The sequence below is a fragment of the Streptomyces sp. XY006 genome (assembly GCF_002237655.1).
GTDB lineage: Bacteria > Actinomycetota > Actinomycetes > Streptomycetales > Streptomycetaceae > Streptomyces > Streptomyces levis.
In genome coordinates, this window is the sequence record NZ_NOKT01000002.1 from 238,396 (window position 1) to 260,380 (window position 21,985).

20 protein-coding genes are annotated in these 21,985 nt (G+C 73.7%); 11 read left to right on the forward strand and 9 right to left on the reverse strand.

Annotated features, from left to right (window positions below; all coding sequences use genetic code 11):
- Window positions 1–76: 76 nt before the first annotated feature.
- Entirely contained in the window at window positions 77–1,516 is a 1,440-nt protein-coding gene (locus tag CHR28_RS03705; RefSeq protein WP_094051971.1) for an NAD-dependent succinate-semialdehyde dehydrogenase, read from the reverse strand.
- 76 nt (window positions 1,517–1,592) lie between these two features.
- Entirely contained in the window at window positions 1,593–2,846 is a 1,254-nt protein-coding gene (locus tag CHR28_RS03710) for an aspartate aminotransferase family protein (protein ID WP_094051972.1), read from the reverse strand.
- Between the two features lie 269 nt (window positions 2,847–3,115).
- Between CHR28_RS03710 and CHR28_RS03715 the strand changes: the two genes are divergently transcribed.
- Entirely contained in the window at window positions 3,116–4,747 is a 1,632-nt protein-coding gene (locus CHR28_RS03715) for a PucR family transcriptional regulator (RefSeq protein WP_094051973.1), read from the forward strand.
- 14 nt (window positions 4,748–4,761) lie between these two features.
- Here CHR28_RS03715 and paaE read toward each other — a convergent pair whose 3' ends face one another.
- From paaE to paaA, 5 genes are read right to left on the reverse strand one after another with little or no spacing between them, the layout of a single operon-like run.
- Entirely contained in the window at window positions 4,762–5,877 is a 1,116-nt protein-coding gene (gene paaE, locus CHR28_RS03720) for a 1,2-phenylacetyl-CoA epoxidase subunit PaaE (RefSeq protein ID WP_256984109.1), read from the reverse strand.
- A complete protein-coding gene (gene paaD / locus CHR28_RS03725; protein ID WP_094051974.1) occupies window positions 5,877–6,392 on the reverse strand; it encodes a 1,2-phenylacetyl-CoA epoxidase subunit PaaD in 516 nt (171 codons plus the stop codon). The genes paaE and paaD overlap by 1 nt, the downstream gene beginning before the upstream one ends.
- Entirely contained in the window at window positions 6,386–7,213 is an 828-nt protein-coding gene (gene paaC, locus CHR28_RS03730) for a 1,2-phenylacetyl-CoA epoxidase subunit PaaC (RefSeq protein WP_094051975.1), read from the reverse strand. Before paaC ends, paaD begins: the two co-directional genes overlap by 7 nt.
- Before the next feature lie 10 nt (window positions 7,214–7,223).
- A complete protein-coding gene (gene paaB, locus CHR28_RS03735) occupies window positions 7,224–7,517 on the reverse strand; it encodes a 1,2-phenylacetyl-CoA epoxidase subunit PaaB (protein WP_094051976.1) in 294 nt (97 codons plus the stop codon).
- On the reverse strand, window positions 7,514–8,500 hold the full coding sequence (gene paaA / locus CHR28_RS03740; protein WP_094051977.1) for a 1,2-phenylacetyl-CoA epoxidase subunit PaaA: 987 nt from the start codon (window positions 8,498–8,500) through the stop codon (window positions 7,514–7,516). Before paaA ends, paaB begins: the two co-directional genes overlap by 4 nt.
- A gap of 198 nt (window positions 8,501–8,698) precedes the next feature.
- Here paaA and paaI point away from each other — a divergent pair, with 198 nt between their 5' ends.
- The 3 genes from paaI (at window position 8,699) to CHR28_RS03755 (ending at window position 12,284) form a co-directional block, all read left to right on the forward strand.
- Window positions 8,699–9,088 (forward strand): hydroxyphenylacetyl-CoA thioesterase PaaI, encoded by a 390-nt coding sequence (gene paaI, locus CHR28_RS03745; RefSeq protein ID WP_094051978.1) that lies wholly within the window; start codon window positions 8,699–8,701, stop codon window positions 9,086–9,088.
- Window positions 9,085–10,437 carry a phenylacetate--CoA ligase PaaK gene (paaK, locus tag CHR28_RS03750; RefSeq protein WP_094051979.1) on the forward strand — a complete coding sequence of 451 codons (1,353 nt, stop codon included), beginning with the start codon at window positions 9,085–9,087 and terminating at the stop codon, window positions 10,435–10,437. The genes paaI and paaK overlap by 4 nt, the downstream gene beginning before the upstream one ends.
- A gap of 101 nt (window positions 10,438–10,538) precedes the next feature.
- A complete protein-coding gene (locus CHR28_RS03755; RefSeq protein WP_094051980.1) occupies window positions 10,539–12,284 on the forward strand; it encodes an enoyl-CoA hydratase-related protein in 1,746 nt (581 codons plus the stop codon).
- Window positions 12,285–12,317: 33 nt separating this feature from the next.
- Here CHR28_RS03755 and CHR28_RS03760 read toward each other — a convergent pair whose 3' ends face one another.
- Window positions 12,318–12,851 carry a DUF6069 family protein gene (locus tag CHR28_RS03760; RefSeq protein WP_179272299.1) on the reverse strand — a complete coding sequence of 178 codons (534 nt, stop codon included), beginning with the start codon at window positions 12,849–12,851 and terminating at the stop codon, window positions 12,318–12,320.
- A gap of 175 nt (window positions 12,852–13,026) precedes the next feature.
- On the opposite strand from CHR28_RS03760, the gene CHR28_RS03765 reads away from it, so the two are divergent.
- Together CHR28_RS03765 and CHR28_RS03770 are read left to right on the forward strand one after the other, a co-directional pair.
- Window positions 13,027–14,703 carry an NAD-dependent malic enzyme gene (locus tag CHR28_RS03765; protein ID WP_094051981.1) on the forward strand — a complete coding sequence of 559 codons (1,677 nt, stop codon included), beginning with the start codon at window positions 13,027–13,029 and terminating at the stop codon, window positions 14,701–14,703.
- A gap of 146 nt (window positions 14,704–14,849) precedes the next feature.
- Entirely contained in the window at window positions 14,850–16,127 is a 1,278-nt protein-coding gene (locus CHR28_RS03770) for an alginate lyase family protein (protein WP_094051982.1), read from the forward strand.
- Window positions 16,128–16,195: 68 nt separating this feature from the next.
- Here the strand turns inward: CHR28_RS03770 and CHR28_RS03775 are convergent, their stop codons facing one another.
- Entirely contained in the window at window positions 16,196–17,416 is a 1,221-nt protein-coding gene (locus CHR28_RS03775; RefSeq protein WP_094051983.1) for a glycoside hydrolase family 88 protein, read from the reverse strand.
- A 261-nt stretch (window positions 17,417–17,677) separates the two neighbouring features.
- On the opposite strand from CHR28_RS03775, the gene CHR28_RS03780 reads away from it, so the two are divergent.
- The 5 genes from CHR28_RS03780 (at window position 17,678) to CHR28_RS03800 (ending at window position 21,984) form a co-directional block, all read left to right on the forward strand.
- Window positions 17,678–18,451 carry a ribonuclease BN gene (locus tag CHR28_RS03780; RefSeq protein ID WP_094051984.1) on the forward strand — a complete coding sequence of 258 codons (774 nt, stop codon included), beginning with the start codon at window positions 17,678–17,680 and terminating at the stop codon, window positions 18,449–18,451.
- A 32-nt stretch (window positions 18,452–18,483) separates the two neighbouring features.
- Window positions 18,484–18,882 (forward strand): TOBE domain-containing protein, encoded by a 399-nt coding sequence (locus CHR28_RS03785; protein WP_094051985.1) that lies wholly within the window; start codon window positions 18,484–18,486, stop codon window positions 18,880–18,882.
- Between the two features lie 173 nt (window positions 18,883–19,055).
- The gene (modA, locus tag CHR28_RS03790) at window positions 19,056–19,868 is read left to right on the forward strand and encodes a molybdate ABC transporter substrate-binding protein (RefSeq protein ID WP_094051986.1); all 813 of its coding nucleotides are present in this window, start codon (window positions 19,056–19,058) and stop codon (window positions 19,866–19,868) included.
- Complete coding sequence (gene modB / locus CHR28_RS03795; RefSeq protein ID WP_373453319.1) at window positions 19,865–20,797, forward strand: molybdate ABC transporter permease subunit; 933 nt, start codon at window positions 19,865–19,867, stop codon at window positions 20,795–20,797. Before modA ends, modB begins: the two co-directional genes overlap by 4 nt.
- A 50-nt stretch (window positions 20,798–20,847) precedes the next feature.
- Window positions 20,848–21,984, forward strand: coding sequence for an ABC transporter ATP-binding protein (locus CHR28_RS03800; RefSeq protein ID WP_256984110.1), 1,137 nt, complete (start codon window positions 20,848–20,850; stop codon window positions 21,982–21,984).
- The last annotated feature ends 1 nt before the right edge of the window (window position 21,985 follow it).

Here is a 21,985-nt window from a genome sequence, read left to right on the forward strand (position 1 = left end):
AACACATGAAGACTCATTCATGCCTTCATATGGGGCCTGCTCCGCCCCCTGCGCCGGCCCGCGTCCGTCCCACGCGTCAGCCCACCGGTACCGCCACGTACTGGTACTCCAGGAACTCCCCGATCCCGGCGCGGCCGCCCTCGCGGCCGAGTCCGGACTGTTTGACGCCGCCGAAGGGCGCGGCCGGGTTGGAGACGAGGCCGGTGTTGAGGCCCACCATGCCGGTCTCCAGGCCCTCGCTGACGCGCAGTCCGCGGTCCAGGCCCTGGGTGAAGACATAGCCGACCAGGCCCCAGGGCGTGTCGTTGGCCCGGCGCAGGACCTCGTCCTCGTCGTCGAAGGTGAGGATCGCGGCGACGGGGCCGAAGATCTCGGTCTGCAGCAGGCGGCTGCCGGGGGCGACGTCGGCGAGCACGGTGGGCGGGTAGAAGCAGCCGGGGCCGTCGGGCGTGCGGCCGCCGGTGAGGACGCGGGCGCCGCGCTCGACCGCGTCGGCGACGAGCTCCTCGACCTTGGCGCGTCCGGCCGCGTCGATGAGGGGTCCGACGTCGACGCCGTCGCGTGTGCCGGGGCCCACCTCCAGCGCGCCCATCCGTTCGGCGAACCGCCGGCCGAATTCGCCGGCCACGGACCGGTGGACGAAGAAGCGGTTCGCGGCAGTGCAGGCCTCGCCCATGTTGCGCATCTTGGCGATCATGGCGCCGTCCACGGCCGCGTCCAGATCGGCGTCGTCGAAGACGATGAACGGGGCGTTGCCGCCGAGCTCCATCGACGTGCGGACGACGGTGTCGGCGCACTGCGCGAGGAGCAGCCGTCCGACGGCCGTGGAGCCGGTGAAGGACAGTTTACGGATGCGGCCGCCGCGCAGCAGCGGTTCACAGACCTCCTGGGCACGTGAGGTGGGCACGACGTTCAGCACGCCGTCGGGCAGGCCCGCCTCGTGCAGGATCCCGGCCAGGGCGAGGGCGGACAGCGGGGTCTGCGGGGCCGGCTTGAGGATCATCGTGCAGCCCGCCGCGACCGCCGGGCCGATCTTGCGGGTGGCCATGGCCAGCGGGAAGTTCCACGGCGTGATCAGCAGGCAGGGGCCGACGGGGCGGCGGGAGAGGAGCATGCGGGTACGGCCGTCGGGCAGCAGTCCGTACCCGCCGTCGACGCGGACGGCCTCCTCGGAGAACCAGCGGAAGAACTCGGCCGCGTAGGCCGCCTCCGCCCTGGCCTCGGCGAGGGGCTTGCCCATCTCGGACGTCATCAGGCGGGCGAGGTCACCGGTCCGCTCGACGATGAGGTCGTGGGCGCGGCGCAGGATCTCGCCGCGGGCGCGGGGCGCGGTGCGGGCCCAGTCCGGCTGGGCCCGCACGGCGGCCTCCTCGGCGAGCCGGGCGTCCTTGGGTCCGGCGTCGGCGACGTGGGCGATGATCTCGCCGGTGGCGGGGTCGTCGACGGGCAGGGTGGCGCCGTCGGCGGCGTCCGCCCAGGCACCACCGACGAACAACTGCTTGCGCACCTCGGTCATGGTGTCTCTCCTGGTCGATGGCGGCGGGAGGCGGATCGGGGGCGGTGCCGGGCGGGGCGTCCCGGCACTCCTCGGGTCACGCCGTGCCGGACTCGACGGCGTTCGCCCAGGCCCGCAGGCCCTCGTCCACGGCGGCCTCGTCGATCACGAGTGCCGGGATCATGCGGACGACCTGGTTCCAGGCGCCGCACAGCAGCAGGAGCAGGCCCTCGTCCACGGCGGCGCGCTGCACCCGGGCGGCGGTCTCGGGGTCGGGGCCGCCGCCCTGCGTGACGAACTCCGTGGCGAGCATCAGGCCGAGGCCGCGGACGTCGCCGATGCCCGGGGTCCGGTCGGCCACGGCCGTCAGGCCCCGGCGCAGCCGCTCGCCCATCGCCTCGGCGTTGTCGACGAGCTTCTCGTCCCGTACGACGTCCAGGGTGGCGCACGCGGCGGCGCAGGCCACGGCGTTGGCGCCGTACGTGCCGCCCTGCGAACCGGGCCAGGCCTTCGCCATCAGCTCCCCGGGGGCGGCGATGCCGGACAGCGGGAAGCCGCTGGCCAGGCCCTTGGCGGTGACGAGGATGTCCGGGGTGACGGCGAAGTGGTCGTGGCCCCAGAAGCGGCCGGTGCGGCCGACGCCGGTCTGCACCTCGTCGAGGATCAGCAGGAAGCCGTGCCGGTCCGCCCGCTCCCGCAGCCCCTCCATGAAGGCCCGGTTGGCGGGCACATAGCCGCCCTCGCCCAGCACCGGCTCCACGACGACCGCGGCGGTGTCGGCGGGCGACGAGATCGTCTGCAGGGTGTAGTCCAGTTCCTTCAGGGCGAAGCGGGTCGCCGTCTCCTCGTCCCAGCCGTAGCGGAAGGCCGTCGGGAACGGGGTGACGACCACGCCGCTCATCAGCGGCGCGAAGCCGGAGCGGAAGCGGATGCCGGAGGTCGTCATGGAGGCGGCGGCGACCGTACGGCCGTGGAAACCGCCGTGGCAGACCAGGACGTTGGGCCGCCCGGTGGCCTGGCGGGCGAGCCGCAGCGCCGCCTCGACGGCCTCGCTGCCGGAGTTGGTGAAGAACAGGCTGTCCAGCCCCGCCGGGAGCACCTCGCCGAGTCTGTCGACCAGCCGGCGCAGCGGCCGGTGCAGGACGGTCGTGTACTGGCCATGGATGAGCGTGCCCACCTGCTCCTGCGCCGCGGCGACGACCCTGGGGTGGCAGTGCCCGGTGCTGGTGACGCCGATGCCGGCGGTGAAGTCGAGGTAGCGGCGGCCGTCCTCGTCCCAGAGGTGGACGCCCTCCCCCCGGGCCGCCGTGACGGGCGTGGCCTGACGGAGGTGCGGCGACAGTGCGGTCATGCTGGCTCCCGGCCGTACGTCGAGGACTGGTCGCCCGGATCGGCTCCCGTGACCGAGCATCCGGGCCGCCGCGGGGGGCGACAACGCGCGAACCGTCCAGCCCCGGCGCGCAGTCCGGACGGTGTGTCAGGTTCCGGACCTGCGGCTGCCGTCCGTCCCTCCGTCCGCTCCTCCCACGGCAGGCTCTCCTCCGTCCGCTCCTCCCACGGCAGGCTCTTGCACGGGTCAGAAGCGGCTTGTCAGAGTGACCGGGCACCCAGGGAGGCACCGTGAACGAACCCGCGCCGGGCGCCGGCCGTGCGCCCACCGTCGCCGACGTCCTCGCCCTGCCCGTCCTGGCCGCGGGACAGCCCCGGGTCGTCGCCGGACCGGACCGGCTGGACCGGCCGGTGCGCTGGGTGCACATCACCGAGCTGACCGATCCGGCCTCCTTCCTCAAGGGCGGCGAGCTGGTGCTGACCACGGGTATGCCCCTGCCCGCCGACACCACCGGGGTGCGCCGCTACGTCGACGAACTGACCGAGGTGGGCGCGGCCGCCCTGGTCATCGAGCTCGTACGGCGCTACCACCGCCCGCCCGACGCGCTCGTGCAGGCCTGCCGCGCCCGGGGCCTGCCGCTGGTCACCCTCGCCCGGGACGTCAACTTCCTGGAGGTCACCCAGGTCGTCCACGCCCTGCTCCTCGGCAGCCAGGCCGACGCGATGCGCCGGACCCAGCGGATCCACGAGGCGTTCACGGCGCTGACGCTGCGCGGCGCCGGAGCGCAGGACGTGGTGCGGGCGGCGGCGGAGATGAGCGGGCGGACGGTGGTGCTGGAGAACCTGGTGCACCAGGCGCTGGTCTGCGAGCCGTCGGGAAGCACCGTCCAGGAGGCGCTCACCGGGTGGGAGCAGCGCTCCCGGGCCGCCGGGGCCGGCGATCGCACCGCGACGGGCGGACCGGCGGGCTGGCTCACGGCGCCCGTCTCCTACCAGGGCGAGCACTGGGGCCGGCTGGTGATGCTCCCCGGGGACGGGCCGGCCTTCGGACCGGAGCACGTCACCGTCCTGGAGCGGACGGCGATGGCCCTGACCGTGGCCCGCCTCATCCACGCCACGCCCTGGGAACACACGGCCCACCGCGCCGCCCTGCGAGAACTGGCGGAACAGCGCCACTCCTCCCCCGAGGACGCCCGGGCCCGCTGCGCCGCGCTGGGCCTGCCCGCACAGGACGGTGTCTTCCTGGCCGTCCTCGTGGACCCGGGGCCCGGTGGCGCGGGCACCGAGCCGGAGACACTGCTGCACCGGGAACTGCGCTCGGCGGGGGTGCCGGCGCTGGTCGGGGAGCTCTCCCCGGGCCGGCTCGGCATCCTGGCGGCCCTGCGCCCCGCCCTCCCCTGGCGCCCGGTGGCCGAACGCGCGAGCCGCGGCGTGCTGAAGCTGCTGCCGGGGGCGACCGTGGGCGTCGGTTCCCCGGTGGCGGACCTCGCCGACACCGCCCGCTCCTTCCGGGAGGCGGCGCGCGTCCTGGAGGCCACGCCGCCCGGCCAGCCCCTCCCCGCGGACCGTTCCTTCCACGAACTGCCGGACATCGGCCTGGGCCGCCTGCTGTACGCCCTGCGCGAGGACACCCGCGTCCAGGGGTACGCGGAACGCCGCCTGGGCCGGCTCCTCGACCACGACACCCGGCACGGCACCGATCTGGTGACCACCCTGCGGCACTACCTCGACGCCGCCGGCAACAAGACCGCGGCGGCCCGGAGAGGCGGCCTGTCCAGGGAGACGCTGTACCAGCGGCTGCGCACCATCGAGCGCCTCCTCGCCACCGGCCTGGAGTCCGGCGAGACCCGCACCGAACTCCACGTGGCACTCATGGCGTTACGCGGCCCGGGCGCCGGCCGGACGACCCCGCCGGACAGGTGAGGAGGCGAGAGCCGTCAGGTGTCGAAGTCGACCGTCAGCGTCTCCGACACCGGATACGTCTGGCAGGTGAGGACGTACCCCGCGTCCACCTCGGACGGTTCGAGGGCGAAGTTGCGGCGCATGTCGGCCTTGCCGTCGGTGACCAGGGCCCGGCAGGTGCCGCACACCCCGCCCTTGCAGGCGAAGGGCAGGTCGGGGCGGGTCTGCTGGGCGCCCTCCAGGAGGGTGCGCTCGCGGGGCAGGGCGGAGGTGGTGGAGCGGCCGTCCAGGGTGACGGTGACCTGGCTGACCGGGCCGGAGGGGCCGGTCTCCGTGTGCCGGACCTCGCGGACCGGCTCGTCGTCGGCGTAGAAGAGCTCCTGGTGGACGCGGTCGGCGGGGACGCCGAGGGCGGCCAGGACCTGCTGGGCGGAGCGGACCATGCCGTGCGGGCCGCAGAGCCACCAGTGGTCGGCGGACTCCACGTCGACCAGCGCGTCGACCAGTGCCGCGAGGCGCTCGGCGTCGAGGCGGCCGGAGAGCACCTCGGCCTCCCGGGGTTCGCGGGAGAGGACGTGGGCGAGCTGGAAGCGCGTCGGGTACAGGTCCTTCAGGTCCGCCAGCTCGTCGGCGAACATCACGGTGCCGGTGCGGCGGTTGCCGTAGAGGAGGGTGACGCGGGAGCGGGAGTCGGCGGCCAGGACGGACTCGGCGATGGAGACCATGGGCGTGATGCCGGAGCCGGCCGCGACGAGGACGTGGTGGCCGGGTGTGCCGAGGTCGGGGGTGAAGGCGCCGGTGGGGGCCATCACCTCGACGGTGTCGCCGGGGCGCACCTCGTGCACCAGCCAGGAGGAGAACAGGCCGCCCGGGACGACCCGGACGCCGATGCGCGGGGCCGTGCCGGCGGGCGAGCAGATGGAGTAGGAGCGGCGTTCGTCGCGGCCGTCGATCTCGCGCCGCAGGGTCAGCGACTGGCCGGGCGCGAACGCGAACTCCTCGGCCAGCCCGGCCGGGATGTCGAAGCTGACGGCAGCCGCGTCCTCGCACAGCGGCTGCACGGCGGCGACCCGCAGCGGGTGGAAGACCGGGCGTCGGCGGGCGCGCGCGGGGGCCGCCGGGGCGGGGGCCGGCTCCATCAGGTCCTCCATCAGATCTCCTTGACGTACTCGAACGGCTCGCGGCAGGCGAGGCAGCGCCACAGGGCCTTGCAGGACGTGGCGGCGAAGCGGGAGGTCTCCTCGGTGTCCGCGCTGCCGCAGCGCGGGCAGGGCACCGAGCGGCGGGTCGGCGCCAGGACGAGCGGCACCGGTCCGGCGGGGCGCGCGGGCGCGGCGCCGGGCGGGGCGATGCCGTGCTCGGCGAGCTTGCGCCGGCCGTCCGGGGTGATCCAGTCGCTGGTCCACGGCGGGTCCAGGACGGTGCGGATCTCCACGCGCGTGTACCCGGCGTCCCGCAGCCGGGCGGCCACGCCGGCGCGCATCTCCGCCATGGCGGGGCAGCCCGAGTAGGTCGGGGTCAGGCTCGCGACCACCGTCCCGTCCTCCGTCAGGGAGACGTCGCGCAGCACGCCGAGGTCGGCCAGGGTGAGCATGGGCAGTTCGGGGTCGGGCACCTGCTCGGCGATCCGCCGGGCCCGCCGCGCGTCCAGGAGTGTGATCACCATGTCGCCTCCGGATGGGCCCGGGCCACGCCCTGCAACTCGGCCAGCAGCGGGGCCAGATGCTCGGTGTGCTCGCCGGAGCGGCCCGAGCCGGGCAGCGGGCGGTAGACCGGCATGGGCAGCCCGGCCGCCTCGGTGACCTGGCGCAGGACGGCGACGACCTCGTCCCGCACGTCGTACGCGGTGAACAGCTCGCCCAGGTAGGGGGCGACCTGCTCCTGCGCCTTGCGCATCCGGCGGTGGGACTCCTCGGTGCCGTCGCCCAGCCGTACGGCCCACTCGGCCGCGTACTGGCGGTGGTAGGCCAGCTCCTTCACGCCCTTGGCGGCGATCGCGGCGAGGACCGGGTCGCGGTGCGCGGTGAGCCGCTCGAAGTGCGCGAGGCGCCAGCTGGAGAACACCAGCAGCCGCACGACCGAGAACGCGAAGTCGCCGTTGGGCAGTTCGGCCAGGCGCACGTTGCGGAAGCCGTCCGCGTCGCGGAAGTAGGCGTAGGCGTCCTCGGTGCGGCCGGTGCCGTCGACCTGGCCCGCGCGGGAGTAGAGCAGGCGGGCCTGGCCGAGCAGGTCGAGGCCGATGTTGGCGAGGGCCACCTCCTCCTCCAGCTCGGGGGCGCGGGTGGTCCACTCGGCGAGCCGCTGGGCCGAGACCAGGGCGTCGTCGGCCAGGGTGACGCAGAGGTCCGCCAGTTCACCGGCGTCGACGCCGTCCGGGACGGTGGTGTCGACGCCGTGCAGGGGGTCCTCGAAGCCGGTGCCGTAGGCCCAGCGGGTGTCGTCGTCGTGTCCCTCGGCGAGGGTCAGGTAGACGTGGTCGTCACTCATGCCCTCTCCTTCAGATGTGCGGGACGTCGTCGGGGATGTCGTAGAAGGTCGGGTGCCGGTAGACCTTGTCGGCGCTGGGCTCGAAGAAGGGGTCCTTCTCGTCGCGCGTGGAGGCGGCGATGTGCTCGGAGCGCACGACCCAGATGGAGACGCCCTCGTTGCGGCGGGTGTAGAGGTCGCGGGCGTGGGTGAGCGCCATGCGGTCGTCGGCCGCGTGCAGCGAGCCCACGTGGACGTGGTTCAGGCCGCGCTTGCCGCGTACGAACACCTCGTACAGCGGCCAGTCCTGTTTGCCGGCGGTCATGCCACCGCTCCCTTCCGCTCGCGACGCGCCTGCTTGGCGGCGTGGGCGGTGGCCGCCTCGCGCACCCAGGCGCCCTCCTCGTGGGCCGTGCGGCGCCGGGTCACGCGCTGCTCGTTGCACGGTCCGTCGCCCTTGATGACCCGCATCAGCTCGTCCCAGTCGGGCGTGCCGAAGTCGTGGTGGCCCCGCTCCTCGTTCCAGCGCAGCTCCGGGTCGGGGAGCGTCACGCCGAGCTTCTCGGCCTGCGGGACGGTCATGTCGACGAAGCGCTGGCGCAGTTCGTCGTTGCTGTGCCGCTTGATCTTCCAGGCCATCGACTGCGCGGAGTTGGGCGAGGCGTCGTCGGGCGGGCCGAACATCATCAGCGACGGCCACCACCAGCGGTTCACCGCGTCCTGGACCATCTCACGCTGCTCCGGCGTGCCGCGCATCATCGTCATCAGCAGCTCGTAGCCCTGCCGCTGGTGGAAGGACTCCTCCTTGCAGATCCGCACCATGGCGCGCGCGTACGGCCCGTAGGAGGAGCGGCACAGCGGCACCTGGTTGCAGATCGCGGCGCCGTCCACGAACCAGCCGATCACGCCGACGTCCGCGAAGCTGAGCGTCGGGTAGTTGAAGATCGAGGAGTACTTCTGGCGGCCCTCGACGAGCCGCTCGGTCAGGTCGGCGCGGTCGGCGCCCAGGGTCTCCGCCGCCGAGTACAGGTACAGCCCGTGCCCGGCCTCGTCCTGGACCTTCGCGAAGAGGATGGCCTTGCGGCGCAGCGACGGGGCGCGGGTGATCCACTCGCCCTCCGGCTGCATGCCGATGATCTCCGAGTGCGCGTGCTGGGCGATCTGGCGGATCAGTGTCTTCCGGTAGCCCTCGGGCATCCAGTCGCGCGGCTCGATCCGCTGGTCCCGCGCGATCGTCGCGTCGAAGTGCCGCTGGAGAACCGGCTCGGTGCCGTCCGCCCCCGGGGGGCTGGAGTGTGTCGTGTCCATCCGTCCCACTTCCCAACCGACCATTCGTTCGGTCCATGGTATGACAAGGCGCCGGGCCTTGGTAAGACCCCGGCCCTTGACAGGCACCGGAGCGAATTGATTACTTGGCGGCACCGAAGCTAACCGAATGTTCGGTCGGGCTACAAGGTGGTGCGAGAAGTGAGTCATACCGCTGACGCGACACCGGCCGCGGAGGCCATGTTCGCCGCGGACGAGGCCTCCCGCGGCCTGGGGATCGAGCTGCTGGAGCGGGGCGAGGGGACGGCCGTGCTGCGCATGACCGTGACCCGGTCGATGGTGAACGGGCACGGCATCGCCCACGGCGGGTACGTCTTCCTGCTCGCCGACAGCGCCTTCGCCTGCGCCTGCAACAGCCACGGCCCGACGACGGTCGCGGCCGGCGCCGACATCACCTTCGTGACCCCGGCACACGAGGGCGACGTCCTCGTGGCGCGGGCCGAGGAGCGCACCCGCTACGGCCGCAGCGGCCTCTACGACGTGACCGTCCGGCGCGGTGACGAGGTGGTGGCGGAGTTCCGGGGCCGCAGCCGCAGCATCAGGAGCACGAGGGCGGAGGAGCCGGCATGACCAGCGAGACGGACGCCACGACGGACACCGCGGCCGGCCGGCGGCGGGGTGAGCCCCTCCCCCACGACCTGCTGGACGACGCCGAGCGCCTGAGCCGTGAGCAGCTGCGCGAGCTGCAGCTCGACCGGCTGCGCCGCAGCCTGCGGCACGCCTACGACCATGTGGAGACGTACCGCGAGAAGTTCGACGCCGCCGGGGTCACGCCCGAGGACTGCCGCTCCCTTGAGGACCTGGCCCGCTTCCCGTTCACCACGAAGGCCGACCTGAGGGACACCTACCCGTTCGGCATGTTCGCGGTCCCCATGGACCAGGTGCGCCGCGTGCACGCCTCCAGCGGCACCACCGGCCGCCCCACGGTGGTGGGCTACACGGAGAACGACCTGTCGATGTGGTCGGACCTGGTGGCCCGCTCGATCCGGGCGGCCGGCGGGCGCCCGGGCCACAAGGTGCACATCTCCTACGGCTACGGACTGTTCACGGGCGGCCTCGGCGCGCACTACGGCGCCGAGCGGGCCGGCTGCACGGTGATCCCCGCCTCCGGCGGCATGACCGCCCGGCAGGTGCAGATCATCCAGGACTTCCGGCCCGAGATCATCATGGTCACCCCGTCCTACATGCTCACCCTGCTCGACGAGTTCGAGCGGCAGGGCGTCGATCCGCGTACGAGCAGTCTGCGGGTGGGCATCTTCGGCGCCGAGCCGTGGACGGAGGAGATGCGCCGCGAGATCGAGGAGCGGATGGACCTCCACGCCGTCGACATATACGGCCTGTCGGAGGTGATCGGCCCGGGCGTGGCGCAGGAATGCGTGGAGACCAAGGACGGGCTGCACGTGTGGGAGGACCACTTCTACCCGGAGGTCGTCGACCCGATCACGGGCGAGGTGCTGCCCGAGGGCGAGGAGGGCGAGCTGGTCTTCACGTCCCTCACCAAGGAGGCGCTGCCGGTCGTCCGCTACCGCACCCGCGACCTGACCCGGCTGCTGCCCGGCACGGCCCGGCCCGCGTTCCGCCGCATCCAGAAGATCACCGGCCGCTGCGACGACATGATCATCCTGCGCGGGGTGAACGTGTTCCCCAGCCAGATCGAGGAGATCGTGCTGCGCACCCCCGGGGTCGCGCCGCACTTCCAGATCCAGCTGACCCGCCGGGGCCGGCTGGACCACATGACCGTGCGGGTCGAGACCCGTCCCGGCACCGGCCCCGATGAGCGGGAGGCGGCGGCGCGGGCGATCGCGCAGGCCGTCAAGGACGGGGTCGGCGTCTCCGCGGAGGTGGCGATCGTCGAGCCGGAGACCCTGGAACGCTCCCTGGGCAAGCTCCGCCGGGTGAAGGACCTGCGAGACGACTGAGGGGAACAGAGCAGCGCACTACCGGCCGTAAGCGGACATCAGGGGCGAAACGCCGACGTGGTCCTTCGCGGCCCTCCCCCGACCGGCGACCATGCCGTGTCATGGACATCTTGCTCGTCGCCAGCGCGTTCAACAGCCTGTCCCAGCGCGTGTACACCGAACTGTCGGACCAGGGACACCAGGTGGACGTCGTCCTCGCCTCGCACGGGGACGACGCGGTCCGCGCCGCCGTGCGCGAGATGCGTCCGGACCTGATCGTCGCGCCGATGCCCGCGTCGCCCCTGCCCGAGGACGTGTGGCGGGAGCACACCTGTCTGATCGTGCGCCCCGGTCCGGCCGGCGACCGGGGACCGTCGCCGCTGGACTGGGCGATCGACGAGGGCGCCTCCGAGTGGGGCGTGACGGTGCTGCAGGCCGACCCGGCGCCGGACGCGGGGGACATCTGGGCGGACGGGTCGTTCACGGTGCCGCCGGCCGGCAAGGGCGACGTGTACCGCAACGAGCTGTCCGACGCCGCAACCGCCGCCGTACTGCTGGCCGTACAGCGTTTCGCGGAGGGCTCGTTCAAGCCCCGGCCGCAGAGCGACCCGGGGATCCGCGTGGTGTGGCGCGATGCCTTCCGCCCGGAGCAGCGGCGGATCGACTGGGAGAACGACGACACGGAGACGGTGCTGCGCAAGCTGCGCGGGGGCGACTCGCGGCCGGGCGTCCTGGACGAGCTCTGCGGCCGGGAGGTGTACCTGCACGGCGGCCATCCGGAGGACCGGCTGCGCGGAGCGCCCGGGGAGTTGCTGGCGACCCGCTCGGGCGCGCTCTGCCGGGCCACCCGGGACGGCGCGGTGTGGATCCCGGAGCTGCGCCCCCGCAGGAGCTCCGGCGACCCGGCCCCGTTCCGCCGCCCGGCGGCCTCGGTGCTCGCCGGCTTCCCGGCGCCGCCCGGCAGCGGCCCGGGCATGCCCGGATCGCAGGACCGCCCGTACTGGCTGCCGGAGATCGCCGTCCCGCTCGAACTGCCTCCCGGCCGCACCACCTGGGCCGACATCCGCTACCGGCAGCAGGGCGCCGTCGGCTTCCTGTCCTTCTCGTTCCCGGGCGGGGCGATGAGCACGACGCACTGCCGCCGGCTGCTCGCCGCCTACCGGTACGCGCTCACCCGCCCGACCTCGGTGCTGGTGCTCGGCGGTGCCCGCGACGTCTTCTCCAACGGCGGCCATCTGCACGTCATCGAGGCCTCCGGCGACCCGGCGGCCGAGTCCTGGTCCAACCTCCTCGCCCTGAACGACCTGGTCGAGGCCGTGCTGCGCACCACCGACCGGGTGGTGATCGCGGCCCTCGGCGGCAACGCGGCGGCCGGCGGCGTGATGCTCGCCCTGGCCGCCGACGAGGTCTGGTGCCGCACGGGCGGTGTCCTCAACCCGCACTTCCGGAACCTGGGCCTGTACGGCTCGCAGTTCTGGACGTACTCGCTGCCGCGCCGGGTGGGCGCCGAGACGGCCGAGCGGCTGACGAGCGAGGCCCTGCCGGTGAGCGCGGCGACGGCGGAGCGGCTCGGTCTTGTGGACCGTCTGGTCCCGGTGTCTCCCCGGGAGTTCACCGCGGAGGTGGAGCGGCTGGCGGCCGACGTGGCCGCCGACCCGGACCTGCCGCGCCGGATCACCACCAAGACCACGGCACGTCACGCGGACGAGCTCCAGCAGCCGCTCGCCGAGTACCGGCGCACCGAACTCGCGCGGATGCGGGCCGCGTTCTTCGACCCGGAGGCCCCGTACCACGCGCTGCGGTCCGCTTTCGTCCGCGGGCTCCCGCACGGCTCCGCCCGTCCGCTGGCCACGACCGGCACGCCGTAGCGTGCGACCGCCGGTTTCGTGGGGGGGAGGGCGTCACCGCCGGGTGCCGGGAAGTCGGCGGGCCAGCAGCGGGATGATCACCGCGGCGGCCACCACGTGGGACACGGCCAGCACGACCTGGGTGGACACGGCCGTGTGCGGGGCGACGGCGGGACCGGCGAGGGACAGCGCGGTGAGGGCGACGGTGGTCACCGTGAAGGTGCGGGCGGGCCTGCGGGCCCAGCGGGCGAGCGCGACCGCGAGGACGATCCCGGCGACCGACCAGAACACCACCCCGCCGAAGAACCCGCCGACCGGGATCCCTGCGGCCTCGGTGGCGCCGGGACTCGCCGCTTCCATGGGGACGCCCGCAGCCCGCGCGCCCAGCGCGAAGGCCTCGGTCACGACGGCGCCGGCCAGGGTCGCCAGGACTCCGGCGAGCCAGACGGGACGTGCGGCGAGGAAGCCGGTGACGGTCCGGGGGGTGGCCGGGGCGGTCGCCGTGGTGTCCGGGGCGGTCGGGGCGGTGGCGGGGGCGGTCGGGGTGGTCGCCGTGCCGGTCGGGGTCTCGGGGGTCGTCGCACTCATGTCGGTGTCTCCTGAGGTGAGTCGGGGGCGCGGGGCGCGCCTTTCGGAGAGATGGACGGCGCGGCGCCGCGGAACTCATCGGTGTCGCGGTGACTTTCCCCGAACGGTCCCGCCGTTGGTCCGGATGGCACACGTCACCCGCACGAACCGGCCCGTCGCGGGAAGGCGTCCCACCATGGACCAGCCGACGCACCGCCCCCGCCCCACCACCAGCCCCGCCGTCACGACCCTGGCCGACCCGCTGGTCAACAAGGGCACCGCCTTCACCCGCGAAGAGCGCGAGGCACTCGGTCTCGACGGGCTGCTCCCGCCCGCCGTGGAGACCCTGGACGAACAGGTCGCCCGCGCCTACGAGGCGTTCCGCGGGTACGACAAGCCCCTCAACCGGCACATCTACCTGCGGCAGTTGCAGGACACCAACGAGGTGCTCTTCTACCGTCTGGTCACCGAGCACCTGGAGGAGCTGCTGCCGGTCGTCTACACACCGACGGTGGGCGAGGCCTGCCGGCGGTTCAGCGAGATCTACCGGCGGCCGCGCGGACTGTTCCTCACCTGGGAGGACCGGCACCGCTTCCGTGACATCCTGCGCAACCGCCCGCACGGCAACCAGGACGTGGACGTCATCGTCGTCACCGACGGGCAGCGCATCCTGGGGCTCGGCGACCAGGGCGTCGGCGGCATGGGCATCCCCATCGGCAAGCTCAGCCTCTACACGGCGATCGGCGGCATCCACCCCGCCCGCACCCTGCCGATCCTGCTGGACGTCGGGACGGACAACGAGGAGCTGCTGGGCAACCCCCGCTACCTGGGCCGCCGGGACCGCCGGCTGACGGGCGCCGAGTACGACGAGATGATCGAGGCGTTCGTGGCGGCGGTCGAGGCGGAGCTGCCCGGGACGCTGCTGCAGTGGGAGGACTTCGCCACGGCCCACGCGTACCCGATCCTGGAGCGCTACCGGGACCGGCTGCTCACGTTCAACGACGACATCCAGGGCACCGCGGCGGTCACGCTCGGTGCCCTGTCCACCGCCGCGGACGTGGCCGGCACGCCCCTGCCCGAGCAGCGGCTGGTGATCCTCGGGGCGGGGTCGGCCGCGATCGGGGTCGCGGAGATGATCCGGACGGCCATGGTGGACGAGGGGCTGTCCGAGGACGAGGCGACGGCGCGGTTCTGGATCCTCGACGTGGACGGCCTGCTGGTGTCGTCCCGCTCCGGACTCTCCCCGCAGCAGCGGGTGTTCGCGCGGGACGACGGCGAGGTCGCCGACTGGGACGGCACGGGTCTGGCCGAGGCGGTGCGCCGGGTCGAGCCGACCGCGCTGATCGGCCTGTCGACGGCGCACGGCGCCTTCACCGAGGAGATCGTGCGGCAGATGGCCGGCACCTGCGAACGGCCCGTCATCTTCCCGCTGTCGAACCCCACGTCCCACTCCGAGGCCGAGCCCGCCGACCTGACCCGCTGGACGGACGGCCGGGCGCTGATCGCCACCGGTTCACCCTTCCCGCCACTCATGGTGGACGGGCACCGGGTGCCGGTGGCGCAGTCGAACAACGTGTACGTCTTCCCCGCCATGGGTCTCGCGGTGACGGCGGGCCGGGCCACGCGCGTCACCGACCGGATGCTCGTGGCCGCCGCCCGGGCCGTCGCCCGGTGCGCGGTACGGGCGGCCGAGGGCGTCGAGGGCCCCGTGCCGCTGCTGCCTCCGCTGGCCGGGATGCGCGACTCCGCCCGCGAGATCGCCCTGGCCGCGGCCCTCGCCGCCGTCGAGGACGGGGTGGCCCCGCACGCGACGGAGGAGGAACTGCGCGAGGCGATCACGCGGGCGCAGTGGACACCCCGCTACGCCGACTGAGCACCGCGCCCGGCACCTCGGTCCGGATCTCCGACAGTCCGCCGTTCCCGAGCCCTTCCCCCCTTCCGCGTGCCGTGGCATGCTCACGCCAGCTCCCACCATCCTGAACGTCATTCACGTACATGACCAGAGAGGAGTGGCGGACCATGAAGGCACGGTCCCGTCCCGTCGTCGTGCTGCTGGCCCTCACCGCGTTGCTGGCCGGGGTACTCCCCATGGCCTCGGCACACGGGGAGACCCGGCACGCCGCCCGCGTTCCCGGCACCGCCGTCCTGGACGGCGCCCGGCTGCAGCGGACGAAGCTGCGTCTGGAGCACGGCGATCCCGGGCTGCGGCGCGCCGTCCGGGCGTTGCGGGCGCGCGCCGACCGCTGGCTCGACCAGGGCCCCTGGACCGTCGTCGACAAACCACGGCCCGCCCCCAGCGGCGACGTCCACGACTACCTGAGCCAGGCGCCGTACTGGTGGCCCGGCACGACCCCGTCCGCGGAGAACCCGTGGGGCTGCCCCTACGTCCAGCGCGACGGCGAACGCAACCCCGAGGTCGACACCGGCACCGACCGCCAGGACGTCGAGAAGACCTTCGACTCGGCCTACGACCTCTCCCTCGCCTGGTACTACACGGGCGAGCGACGGTACGCACGCAAGGCCGGGCAGGTGCTGCGCACCTGGTTCCCCGACCCGGCGACCCGGATGAACCCGCACCTGCGGCACGCGCAGTTCATCCCCTGCAAGTACGACGGCCGGGCCATCGGCATCATCGACTTCTCCCAGTCGTACACCGCCGTCCTGGACGCGCTCGCCCTGCTGGAGACCGGCGCGCCGGGCTGGACCGCGCGCGACCGCGCCGGCATGAGGGCCTGGAACACCGCCTTCCTCGACTGGCTCCGCACCAGCGACTTCGGCAGGCAGGAAGCCGCCGCCACCAACAACCACGGCACCTTCCACGACCTGCAGGTCGCCGGCCTCGCCTACGCGACCGGCGACGAGGAACTGGCCCGCCGGACGGTCCTGGAGGCCGGGGGCAAGCGCATCGCGCCGCAGATCGCGCCCGACGGCAGCCAGCCCCAGGAACTGGCCCGCACCCGGAGCTGGCACTACTCGACGTTCACCCTGGTCGCCCACACACGGCTGGCCGCCATCGGCCGCAAGGTGGGCGTCGACCTGTGGGACTACACGGGCCCGGACGGACAGAGCCTGTTCAAGGCCGTGGACTACCTGCTGCCCGCGGCGACGGGGGCGAGCGCCTGGCCGCATCCGGAGCTCGACTTCCGGCGGTTCGCGGCGACGGACGTCGTCCACGCGGCCGCCGACGCCGGCGACCGGGAGGCGCGGCGGGCCGTGCCGCTGCTCCAGGAGCCGCCGGGCGGCGACCTGTGGGCCCTGCGCCCGGCGGCGGAACAGCTGGACTCCATCGCGGGCTGACCGCGCCCCGGGCCGGCCGGGCCGTCCGGTCGGGCCGTCCAGTCGGGCCGCTCGGTCAGACCGTTCCGTCAGACCGTGGAGAGGTCGATCGCCCGGTCGACGTCCTGCGGCCGCAGCACCCGCAGGATGCCTTCCAGCAGGTAGTAGTCGGCGTACGGGAGGGAGATCTCGACGCCGTCCTCGGCCGGGCGGTTGCGGGTGCAGCGGGCCACCACGGCCTCGGCGCGGGCGGAGTTCCTCGTCAGGCACGTCTCCGACAGCGCGGTGAGCATCCGCAGTGCCACGTCGCGGTAGGCGGTCCTGCCGGTGGCCGCCGCCAGGTCGAGGAGGCCGCAGGCCGTGATCGCGCCGGCCGAGGCGTCCTTGATGTCGTGCGGCTGCTGCGGGGCGCGGTAGTCCCACACCGGGACGTGGTCCGGGGTCAGCGCCCCGACGGCGAAGTCGGCGAGTCTGCGGGCGGTGGCCAGGAACGCGCGGTCGCCGGTCCTGCGGTACATGGTGGTGAACCCGTACAGGCCCCACGCCTGTCCGCGCGACCAGCACGACGTGGGGCTGTACCCCTGCACGGTGTTCGGGCCGATCGGCTCACCGGTGGCGGGGTCGAAGTCGTAGACGTGCGGGGTGGATCCGTCCGCGCGCGGGAAGACCCGCTGGGTGGTCCGCGCGTGCTCCACGGCGATGTCCAGGTAGGTGCCGTCGCCGGTCTGGCCGCTCGCGAAGGCCAGCAGGTCGAGGTTCATCATCGTGTCGACGATGACGCGGCCGGCGTTGCCGGGATCGTCGAGTGCGCCCCATGCCCTGATGAACCGGCCGCGCGGGTTGTACCGCTTGATCAGCGAGTCGGCCGCCCGCAGGGCGCCCGCGCGCCAGGTCTCGTCGCCCGTCAGCCGCCAGGCCGTGACCCAGGAGGGGTAGAAGAGGAAGCCGAGGTCGTGCGTGCCGGTGTCGTGCTGGCGCGGGGCGAGCTTGCGCGCGGAGGCGAGGGCCTGGGCGCGGAAGGTGTCGTCCCCGCTGTGCAGCCACGCCATCCACAGCGTGCCCGGCCAGAAGCCGCCGACCCAGTCGCCGTTCTGGGAGTAGGTCCACTTCTCGAACTTCGTGCCGACCGGGAAGGCCGTCACGGCCGGCGCGACGGCGCGCAGCTTCTCGACGGCGTAGTCGGCGGCCGCGCGCAGCGTCCGCTGGGTGGGCACCGGTGCCGGGGCGGCCGCTGCGGCTGGTGCCGCCGCCGTCACCGTCGCCGCGGCACCGGCCGCCGTCGCCAGCACGGTGCGCCGGGAAACACTCATGAGATCCCTCCAACGGGTGGGCGGGGGAACGGAGTTGACCGAGCGTCGCATGGTGAGGGCGTGGATGTACACCCACGTGAGCAATGTTCATGATGATGAACGACCATCGGGGAGTGGCTGTTCGCCGGCCCGGCACAGGAGGCCAGGAATGATCATGTTTGCCCCGCTTCGGAACGGTCAACGATCTCCGGGACCGAGCGGAGAGCGAGCGCATCCGGAGGCGGACGCGGGATGAGCCCCACCAGACCATCGGGGCGCGGCATGCGCGACGCGTGGCACCGGCTGGGGGCGCACACCCTCGTCCGGCGGGGCCGCGACGTGGAGTTGATGCACCGGGCCATGGGGTTCGCCACGCTCGCGCTGGTCACGCTGGCACCGCTGCTGATCGTGGTGGCCGCCGCCGATCCGCTCGGGCGCGGCGGCTTCGCCTCGTGGCTGGCCGACGGCATGGGGCTGTCCGGTCGGTCCGCCCGGGTCCTGACCGACATCATCAGCCCTCCGCGGGAGGTCATCGGCACCACCAGCGTGCTCGGCGGCGTCGCGCTCGCCGTCTTCGGCGTGGCCTTCGCGGGAAGCGTGCAGAACGGCTACGAGCGGATCTGGGGGCTGGCGGCCGGGCCCTGGCACCGCGTCTGGCGCCAGGCGGTGTGGATGATCGCCATGACGCTCTACCTGTACCAGGAGGTGCAGACGCGCAGCCTGGTGTCCGGACCCGAGCGGATCGCGCTGAGCACGGCGTCCGGTGTGCTGTTCTTCTGGTGGGGGCAGCGTTTCCTGCTGGGCGGGCAGGTCCGCTGGAGCGAACTGCTCCCCGGGGCGGTGGCCACCCTGGTGGGCCTGGTCGGCCTGCGCACGTTCTCCTACTTCGTCTTCACGCCGCTCATCGTCACCAACGCGATCAGCTACGGGGCGGTCGGCGTCGTCCTCGTCGTGGAGTCCTGGCTCATCGGCGTGGGCTACGTGTTCTTCGGCGGGGCCCTGCTGGGCCGCTGGCTCCTCGACCACCACGGGCTCGGGCGCACGGCACGGCGGTGAGGTGCCCGGCCGGATCGCCTATCTTGGCGCCCATGCAGTCCTACACGATCGGCCAGGCCGCACGGCTCCTCGGCGTGAGCCCCGACACCGCGCGGCGCTGGGCGGACGCCGGCCGGGTGGCGACCCACCGGGACGAGGGCGGACGGCGCCTGATCGACGGCCGGGACCTGGCCGCCTTCTCCGTGGAGCTGGCCCAGAGCGGCGGCGCCGAGGAGGACACCGCCCCCTACACCTCCGCCCGCAACGCCTTCCCCGGCATCGTCACCGCCGTGAAGCTCGGCGACGTCGCGGCACAGGTGGAGATCCAGGCCGGACCGCACCGCCTGGTGTCCCTGCTGACCCGGGAGGCCGTGGAGGAACTGGGACTGGAGGTCGGCATGGAGGCCACGGCCCGGGTGAAGTCGACGAACGTGCACATCGACCGGGCGTGAGGCCCCATACGAACGCACATGCCAGCCTCACGGAACACTTCCCCCGCTCATGCGAACCCACAGGAGACTTCCCCCTGGCATCTGCGGCACTATCATCGACGTACGCATGCACGCCCACCGCACCGGGGGTGCGGCCGCGTCACCCGAGAGTCCGTAGAGGGAGTGCACCCGAGATGACCCGTACCGCGCGCCGCCGTCCGTTCCGCATCGCGGTGCCGGGAGCCGCCGCCCTGCTGGCCCTGAGCGCGTGCTCGTCGTCCGGATCGGACACCTCGGGCGCCCCCGCCTCCGGCTCCTCCCAGGGCGAGGTGACCGGTGAGGTGACCGTCTTCGCCGCCGCCTCGCTGCAGGACAGCTTCACCGCGCTCGGCAAGCGCTTCGAGAAGGAGCACCCCGGCACGAAGGTCACCTTCAGCTTCGGCGGCAGCGACTCCCTGGCCGCGAGCATCACCGGCGGCGCCCCCGCGGACGTCTTCGCCGCGGCCAGCCCCAGGACCATGAAGATCGTCACGGACGCCGGTGACGCCTCCGGCACACCCGCCACCTTCGTCCGCAACGAACTGGAGATCGCCACCCTGCCGGGCAACCCCGACCGGATCTCCTCCCTGAAGGACCTCACCGCGAAGGGCCTCAAGGTCGTGCTGTGCGCCCAGGAGGTGCCGTGCGGCGCCGCCGCCCGCAAGGCTCTCGACGCCGGCGGGCTGAAGCTCACCCCGGTCTCCTACGAGCAGGACGTGAAGGCCGCCCTGACGAAGGTCGAACTGAAGGAGGCCGACGCGGCCGTCGTCTACAAGACGGATGTGCGCGCCGCGGGTGACAAGGTGGAGGGCGTGGAGTTCCCCGAGTCCGCCGACGCCGTCAACGACTACCCGATCGCCCTGCTCAAGGACGCGCCCAACGCCGAGGCCGCCAAGGCGTTCATCGCGCTCGTGCGGTCCGCCGAGGGCGAGCGGGTGCTGAGCCGGGCCGGGTTCCTCACCCCGTGACCGGCCCGAACGACCGGCCCGGCGACACGGCCGACAGGATCCCGGACGGCCCGCGGTCCCGGCGTGTCCGGGGCGGCCCGCGGTCCCGGCGTGTCCGGGGCGGCCCGCCATCCCGGCGCCTCCGGGGCGGCCCGCGAGCCGGGCGCGTCCGGACCGGCGTACCCCTGGCGCTGCTCCTTCCCGCGCTGCTCGGGGTGGCCTTCCTGACCTTCCCGCTGATCGCGCTGCTCGTTCGGACTCCGTGGCAGAGCCTGCCCGAGCAGCTGACCAGCGCCGCCGTGTGGCAGGCCCTCAGACTGTCGCTGCTGTGCGCGACGGCGGCGACCGCGGTGAGCCTGGTGATCGGCGTGCCGCTGGCCTGGCTGCTGGCCCGGGTCGACTTCCCCGGCCGCGGTGTCGTACGGGCCCTCGTGACCCTGCCGCTCGTGCTGCCGCCGGTCGTCGGGGGCGTGGCCCTGCTGATGGCCCTGGGGCGCAACGGCATCGTGGGGCAGTGGCTGGACGCGTGGTTCGGGATCACCCTGCCCTTCACGACGGCCGGGGTCGTCGTCGCGGAGGCGTTCGTGGCGATGCCGTTCCTCGTCATCAGCGTGGAGGGCACGCTGCGGGCCGCCGACCCGCGCTACGAGGAGGCGGCCGCCACCCTGGGCGCCTCCCGCTTCACCGCGTTCCGCCGGGTCACGCTGCCGCTGATCGCCCCGGGCATCGCGGCCGGCGCGGTGCTCGCGTGGGCGCGGGCGCTGGGCGAGTTCGGCGCGACCATCACGTTCGCCGGCAACTTCCCCGGCCGCACCCAGACCATGCCGCTGGCCGTCTACCTGGCCCTGCAGAGCGACCCGGAGGCGGCGATCGCCCTGAGCCTGGTGCTGCTGGCGGTGTCGATCGCGGTACTGGCCGGGCTGCGGGACCGCTGGATGAGCGCGGGATGAGCGGCATGTGGGAGAGCCGCATGAGGGAGAGCGTCATGAGGGAGGCCCGTATGAGCGGTCGGCGCGGCGGAGCGCACGAGGGCCCCGCACGCGGGCCCCGAGGGCTCCGGGGGCCCCGGGACCACGACGTCCACGTCGACTCCGGTACGGCAGGGCTCGACGCCCGTCTCGTCGTGGAGCGGGGCGGCTTCCGCCTGGACGTGGCCCTGGCCGTCGCGCCCGGCGAGGTGGTGGCCCTGCTCGGCCCGAACGGCGCCGGCAAGACCACGGCCCTGCGCGCCCTCGCCGGCCTGACCCCGCTCACCGGCGGCCATCTGCGTCTGGACGGCACGGACCTGGACCGCCGGCCACCGGAGTCGCGCCCGGTCGGCGTCGTCTTCCAGGACTATCTGCTCTTCCCGCACCTCACGGCCCTCGACAACGTGGCCTTCGGCCCCCGCTGCCACGGCGCCACCAAGGCGGAGGCCCGCGCGCAGGCCGCCGCATGGCTGGACCGGCTGGGCCTCGCCGACCACGCGGGTGCCAGACCGCGCAGGCTCTCCGGCGGCCAGGCCCAGCGTGTCGCCCTGGCCCGCGCGCTGGCCACCCACCCCCGTCTGCTGCTGCTGGACGAGCCCCTGGCGGCGCTGGACGCCCGTACGCGGCTGGAGGTGCGCGCCCGGCTCCGGCGCCACCTGGCCGACTTCGAGGCGGTCGCCGTCCTGGTCACGCACGATCCGCTGGACGCCATGGTGCTCGCCGACCGCCTGGTCGTCGTCGAGCAGGGCCGGGTCGTCCAGGAGGGCACCCCGTCCGACATCGCCCGCCACCCGCGCACGGACTACATCGCCCAGCTGGTCGGACTCAACCTGTACCGGGGCGAGGCCGACGGGCACACCGTCCGGCTCGCCGAGGGCCCGGCCCTCACCACCACCGAGCAGCTGTCCGGCCCGGTCTTCGTGGCGTTCCCGCCCGGCGCGGTGACGCTCCACCGCACGCGTCCCACCGGCTCCAGCGCCCGCAACCTGTGGCGCTGCGAGGTCAACGGCCTGGAGACACACGGGGACCAGATCCGCGCCGACCTCACCGGCGAACTCCCCCTCGCCGCCGACCTCACGACGGTCGCCGCCACCGAACTCGACCTGCACCCGGGCGCCGAGGTCTGGGCAACGGTAAAGGCCACCCAGACCCACGCCTATCCCGTCTGAG